This window comes from Aerolutibacter ruishenii, from assembly GCF_007830115.1.
GTDB classification, from domain to species: Bacteria; Pseudomonadota; Gammaproteobacteria; order Xanthomonadales; family Xanthomonadaceae; genus Aerolutibacter; species Aerolutibacter ruishenii.
Window position 1 is genome coordinate 21,737 of record NZ_VLKP01000019.1, and the last position, 6,000, is coordinate 27,736.

General features: G+C 64.1%; 6 protein-coding genes and 1 pseudogene. 4 read left to right on the forward strand and 3 right to left on the reverse strand.

All coding sequences use genetic code 11. From position 1 onward, the window contains the following. The first annotated feature begins 136 nt into the window (after positions 1-136). The 3 genes and pseudogenes from IP93_RS15165 (at position 137) to IP93_RS15175 (ending at position 4,494) form a co-directional block, all read left to right on the forward strand. Positions 137-568, forward strand: a complete 432-nt coding sequence (locus IP93_RS15165; protein ID WP_144817111.1) for a MerR family transcriptional regulator — start codon at positions 137-139, stop codon at positions 566-568. Further along, positions 565-1,515 (forward strand): annotated as a pseudogene (locus IP93_RS15170) (site-specific integrase); the annotation flags it as partial. The gene IP93_RS15165 and the pseudogene IP93_RS15170, both read left to right, overlap by 4 nt. 18 nt (positions 1,516-1,533) lie before the next feature. Then, positions 1,534-4,494, forward strand: coding sequence for a Tn3 family transposase (locus tag IP93_RS15175; RefSeq protein WP_144817113.1), 2,961 nt, complete (start codon positions 1,534-1,536; stop codon positions 4,492-4,494). Positions 4,495-4,500: 6 nt separating this feature from the next. Here IP93_RS15175 and IP93_RS15965 read toward each other — a convergent pair whose 3' ends face one another. The 3 genes from IP93_RS15965 to IP93_RS15190 are packed head-to-tail and all read right to left on the reverse strand — an operon-like array spanning position 4,501 to position 5,470. Then, positions 4,501-4,806 (reverse strand): GDCCVxC domain-containing (seleno)protein, encoded by a 306-nt coding sequence (locus IP93_RS15965; protein WP_425480060.1) that lies wholly within the window; start codon positions 4,804-4,806, stop codon positions 4,501-4,503. After that, positions 4,715-5,008, reverse strand: a complete 294-nt coding sequence (locus IP93_RS15185) for a heavy-metal-associated domain-containing protein (RefSeq protein ID WP_096209249.1) — start codon at positions 5,006-5,008, stop codon at positions 4,715-4,717. Before IP93_RS15185 ends, IP93_RS15965 begins: the two co-directional genes overlap by 92 nt. A gap of 9 nt (positions 5,009-5,017) precedes the next feature. After that, entirely contained in the window at positions 5,018-5,470 is a 453-nt protein-coding gene (locus tag IP93_RS15190; protein ID WP_338419429.1) for a mercuric transporter MerT family protein, read from the reverse strand. On the opposite strand from IP93_RS15190, the gene IP93_RS15195 reads away from it, so the two are divergent. Further along, positions 5,417-5,839 carry a MerR family transcriptional regulator gene (locus IP93_RS15195; protein WP_144817115.1) on the forward strand — a complete coding sequence of 141 codons (423 nt, stop codon included), beginning with the start codon at positions 5,417-5,419 and terminating at the stop codon, positions 5,837-5,839. The two genes, IP93_RS15190 and IP93_RS15195, sit on opposite strands and share 54 nt — an antisense overlap. The last annotated feature ends 161 nt before the right edge of the window (positions 5,840-6,000 follow it).

Sequence of the window (6,000 nt, forward strand, 5' to 3'; positions counted from 1 at the left end):
CCAATGAAGGCCATCGCGGCATTCGGCACCAGTGCAATCCACAGCGCGCCCTTTTCCCGGGATTCCCTGGTCTGGTGGCAGTGAGGGTCGACTCAGGGTAAAGTCCGTAGCCGCTACAGACTCAAGCGGGGTGCCCATGAAGATCAGCGAAGCCGCCGCCGCCAGCGGCTGCCACCTGGAAACCATCCGGTACTACGAGCGCGTGGGACTCATCCCATCGCCGAACAGGACCGGGAGCGGCTATCGCGCCTACACCCTGGCAGACGTGGAGCGGTTGCGGTTCGTCAGCCGCGGGCGCGAACTGGGTTTCAGCCTGGAGGAGATCCGCAGCCTGCTGCGCTTGAACGACGATCCGAAGCTGTCGTGCAGCGACGTCGATGCGCTGGCGCGCGTGCACTTGGCCGACATCCATCAGCGGATCGAGGCGCTAACCCGCATGGCGGGCGAACTGGAGCGAGTGATTGCCCAGTGCGCTGGCGGCGAGCGCGGAACATGCACCATCCTGGGGGCACTGCGGCACACGGGCCACGATGTGACTTCGTGCGCCGATCCGGGGTGCCGCCCATGACCTTGGAACGGTACCTAAAGGCCGCCGAACGCGAGAACACGCAGCGCAGCTACGCCTCGGCGCTGCGGCACTTCGAGGTCGAATGGGGCGGCCACCTGCCAGCCACGCCGGACAGCGTGGCCCGTTATCTGGCCGATCACGCCGCGCTGTTGGCGAACAACACGCTCCGACAGCGGCTAGCTGCGCTGGCGTCCTGGCATCGCGAGCACGGGTTCGTCGATCCCACCCGCGCGCCATTGGTGCGCAAAGTGCTCAAGGGCATCCAGACGGTGCACCCCTCGGTGGAGAAGCAGGCCGAGCCTTTACAACTGACCCGACTGACGCAGGTCGACGACTGGCTCCGCACTGCGATCTCGGTCGCCCGCGAACGCGGCGATCGCGCGGACGAACTGCGCCATCGCCGCGACCGATCCCTGATCCTGCTCGGCTTCTGGCGCGGCTTCCGCGGCGATGAACTGATCCGCGTGCAAGTCGAGTACTTGCACCTGGTCCCTGGCGAAGGGATGACCTGTTTCCTGTCGCGCAGCAAAGGCGACCGTCAGGCCTTGGGCACCACCTACAAGGTGCCGGCGCTATCGCGATTGTGCCCGGTGACTGCGATCGTGGATTGGACGACCACGGCCGCCCTGACGGAGGGGCGGCTGTTCCGCGGCATCGACCGCTGGGGGCGTGTGAGCGAGACGCCGCTGCACCCGAATAGCCTGATCCCGCTGCTGCGCCGCCTGCTGACCGCCGCCGGGCTTCCGGATGCGGAGGAGTACAGCAGCCACTCCCTGCGTCGCGGGTTCGCCGGTTGGGCCAACGCGAACGGCTGGGACGTGAAAGCATTGATGGAATACGTCGGCTGGCGCGACGTGCACTCGGCGATGCGCTACCTCGACGGCAGCGACCCATTTGCGCGCCATCGTATCGAGGCGAGCCTGCCGCCGCCTGCGTTACCTGAACCTTGACCAAATGAGGCTTCAATGGCGTCGATCGAACGGACCGCGTATCCCCAGTTCAAACGCAATCCCGTCGTCCGCGAATTGGTCGTCGCCTACACGCCCACCGACGCCGAACTGACCTTCATTGCCGACAATGCCCGGCAACCCGGCCATCGATTGATCTTGGCAATCTTGCTGAAATCTTTCCAGCGACTGGGCTATTTCCCCGCAATCGATGAAGTGCCCGCAGGGGTCATCCGGCACCTCCGCAATGCGCTGCGGTTCCGGGTCCAGATCAAGCCCGCCGACATCGCGCCGAACAAGCGCTACCGCTATTTCCAGCGGATCCGGGCCTATCTGCAGGTCCGGGCCTATGCCGACGGCGGCCTCGACGTGGCGGCCCGTGCCATCCATGAAGCCGCCGCCGTCATGGACAATCCGGCCGACCTGATCAATGTGGCGATCGAACAGCTCGTACGCGACCGGATCGAGTTGCCCGCGTTCTCCGCCCTGGATCGCCTGGCCCGCCGAGTTCGCACCCTGGTCAATGGCCGTTACTTCGCCCTCATCGACAAGCGGCTGACGGCGGACGAGAAGCAACGGCTGGACGATCTGCTGGTCGTCACCGACGCTCGCATCAAGAGCCCGCTGCAGGCCATCAAGCGGCTGCCGAAACGATCTTCTCTGCAGCACTTCCAGGAACTGCTCGACCACATCGCGGCGTTGGACGAGTTGGTCGGCAGCGAACGGCACCTGGCGGACGTGCCGGAACTCAAGCGCAAGCACTTCGCCGCCGAAGCCCGGGTACTGGACGCTGCCGAGTTGCGCGATTTCGGCCCGGCCAAACGACACGCGCTGCTGCTGTGCCTGATCCATCGCGCCCGGGTGCAGACCCGCGACGACCTAGCTGAGATGTTCATCAAACGCATGGGCAATCTCCACAACCGCGGCAAGGAGGAACTGGAGCGGCTGCGTGCGCGCTACCGCGAGAAGACCGAGGCCATCGTCGCCACGATGTCGGATGTGATCCAGGTGCTCGACCGTCACCCGGGCGACACCGACGCAGGACGGGAGATTCGCCGCCTGGTCAGCACGCGCGGGGGCGTCCAGACCCTGCAGGCTGACTGCGATGCCATCGCCGCCCACAGCGGCGACAACCACCTGCCGCTGCTGTGGCCGTTCTACAAGAGCCACCGCGCCACCATCCTGCGCATGGTGCGCATGCTGGACCTGGAATCCACCACCGAAGACCGTTCGTTGATCGACGCGATCGAGCTGATCCTGTCGCAGGAGCGTGCCCGCGGCGACTGGCTGGACGAACCGGTCGATCTGGCGTTCACGACCCAGCTCTGGCGAAAGACCATCACCCACCGCACCGAGCAGGGCGAGGAACGCATCCACCGCCGCCTGTTCGAGGTGTGCGTGTTCTCCTCACTGGCCAACGAACTGAAATCCGGCGACGTGGCCGTGCGCGGTTCGGAAACCTACGCCGATTACCGCGAGCAGTTGCTGCCCTGGGAGCAGTGCGAGCCGTTGCTGGACGACTACTGTCGCCAAGTGGGTTTACCGGCCTCCGCGGTGGGATTCGTCAATGCCTTGCAGTCCAAGCTGATGCAAGTCGCGGACCTGACGGATCAGGGTTACCTGGAGAACGGCCAGGTGATCATCGGCGACGACGGGTTTCCGGTGCTCAAGCGCCACAAGGCCAAGGACATGAGCAGCGGCGCTCGCGCCCTGGAGACCGCGATCCTCGACCGCCTGCGCGAGCGCAGTGTCATCGAGATCCTCTGTGACGTGGCGCACTGGACCCGCTGGCCGCGGCATTTCGGACCGCTGTCCGGGTCCGACACCAAGATCGACCAGCCCACCGAACGCTACGTGCTGACGGCGTTTACCTATGGTTGCAACCTCGGCCCGGCCCAGGCCGCACGGCATCTGCGAGGCGCTGCGTCGGCGCACATGCTGTCGTTCGTCAATCGCCGTCACGTGGATGCGAACAAGCTGGCAGCGGCCTGCCGCGACATCATCAACAGTTACGCCGGCCTGCAGCTTCCCAAATTCTGGGGCGATGGCAAGCGCGCCGCGGCCGACGGCACCAAGTACGACCTGTACGACCAGAACCTGCTGGCGTCGTACCACATCCGTTATGGCGGCTACGGCGGCATTGCCTATCACCATGTGTCCGACACCTACGTGGCGCTCTTCAGTCACTTCATCCCGTGCGGCGTCTGGGAAGCGGTGTACATCATCGACGGGCTGCTGAAGAACACCTCCGACATCCAACCCGACACCGTCCATGCCGATACCCAGGGTCAGTCGCTGCCGGTATTCGGGCTGTCGCACTTGCTGGGCATCCAGCTGATGCCGCGCATCCGCAACTGGCGCGACTACCGGTTCTTCCGTCCGGACGAGGACAGCCGCTACGAGCACATCGATGCGCTGTTCCGGGAAGATGTGAACTGGGACCTGATCGAGACCCACTGGAAGGATCTGATGCAGGTCGTGCTATCGATCAAGTCCGGCAAGATCGCGGCCTCGACGCTGCTGCGCAAGCTGGGCAACTACAGCCGCAAGAACCGCCTGTACCAGGCCTTCCGGGCACTCGGTGCTGCGGTGCGCACGTTGTTCCTGCTGCAATACATTTCCGATCGCGAGCTACGCGAACAGATCACGGCCTCCACCAACAAGGTCGAAGCCTATAATGGGTTTTCGAAGTATTTCTTCTTCGGCGGAGAGGGTGTGATCGCCGATAACGACCCGCTCGAACAGGAGAAGGCGGTCAATTACAACGACCTGGTCGCCAACGCCGTCATCTTTCATAACGTGGTCGAACAGACCCGCATCATCAAGACGCTGATGCGAGCGGGTTGGAAGATCACCCCGGAGGACGTGGCGGCGCTCAGTCCCTACGTGACCAGCCACGTGAAGCGGTTCGGCGATTACCTGATCGACGTGGACGCGCTTCCGGAACCGTACGAAATCGAGCTGGCCCTGGCGGCGTAGCGTGGGTCAACCGGTACTGCCACAGCAGGGACTATGTTGCTGGATGGGCGGGCACGGTACCGTGCCGTAGGAACAGAACACGCAGCAATCGCCTGTTTTCGGGCGCAGGAGCGTGTGGCAGGCCGAGCACTCGTAAAAGAATTGGCACGCCGTAGTGGGCATGGTTTCGGTCGCCTGGTGCCCGCATGTCGGGCACGTGAGCGTGCTTTGCAACTGCACCTCAGCCACCGTTCGCTTTCGCCTTTGCAGTGGCTGGAAAACCGGCGTCGGTGATGGCCTTCGCGATGGCGGCCGCGTTGGTGCGCTCGGCATCGAATGCCACCGTCACGGTGGCGGCTCGGGTGTCAATACGCTTCGCCGTCACGCCCGGCACTGTATCCAACGCCTTTTCGATCGTGATGCTGCACGCCGGGCAGGTCATGTTCTCCACCTGCAGGACGACCTGCTTAGGGGTAGCCGCCCAAGCCAAGCCCATCCATGCCGTGAATACCAAACTGAGAAGAATCTTGCGCATGTGGGACTCCTACAGGAACCAACCGATGTAGTAGGGAAAGAGCAGCAGCAGAGCGATCAGGCCGGTAGCGATCCATAGCCAGCGCCGGCGGCGTCGCAATCGCGAGGGATCGACGCAGGCGCCGTCGATGCGACAGCGCGAGGCCGGGCCATAGAGCATCCAGAACGCCCAGCCCAGGCACACCAACGTGGCCGCGCTGAACCACGGACGCCACGCGTCCAGGGCAGTGAGATTGGCGATCCAGGCACCGCTGATACCCAACAGGACCAGCACCAGGGGCACGACGCAACACACGGACGCGCCAATGGCCGCGACGGCGGCGCCCAAGAGGGCGGGCAGGGAGGACTGTGGGGGAGGTTGGACCATACCCGCATGGTAATCTCCGTACCTAAGTACGGAGTCAAGCTGATGGCCACCCACGTAATGACAATCAGCCGGCTGGCCGCGGCCGCTGGTGTGCATGTCGAAACGGTCCGTTACTACCAGCGGCGAGGCCTGCTGCCGGAGCCTGAGCGCCCAATGGGCAGCGTCCGCCGGTACGGGCCCAACGAAGTCGGCCGACTTCAGTTCATTCGCAGAGCACAGGCGATGGGATTCAGTCTCGACGAGATAGCGGGGCTGTTGGAGGTCAAAGGCCAACGCGCTTGCGAGCAGACTCGGCGGCTGACCGAACAGAAATTGGCCGAGGTACGGCGGCGTCTGGATGAGCTACGACAATTGGAAGTCGACCTTGAGCATTTGGTGGAGGAGTGTCGCCACGTGGTGACAGGCGCACCGTGCCCGACGCTCGATCTTCTGGCGCAACCGGCCGAGAAGATAAATATCGGCTAAGTCATTGCACCGAAAGAATTATTTGAGTTCTGTGGGGCATTTTTACGCGTATCTCGGCTGAACCCCGAGAGGGCGCATTCGACGCGCCTGCGTCAGCTCGACGCCGAACTCGTTGAGGTGCGGACATCCGCGGCGCAGCTGGCGCGGGATCTGTCGGCAGA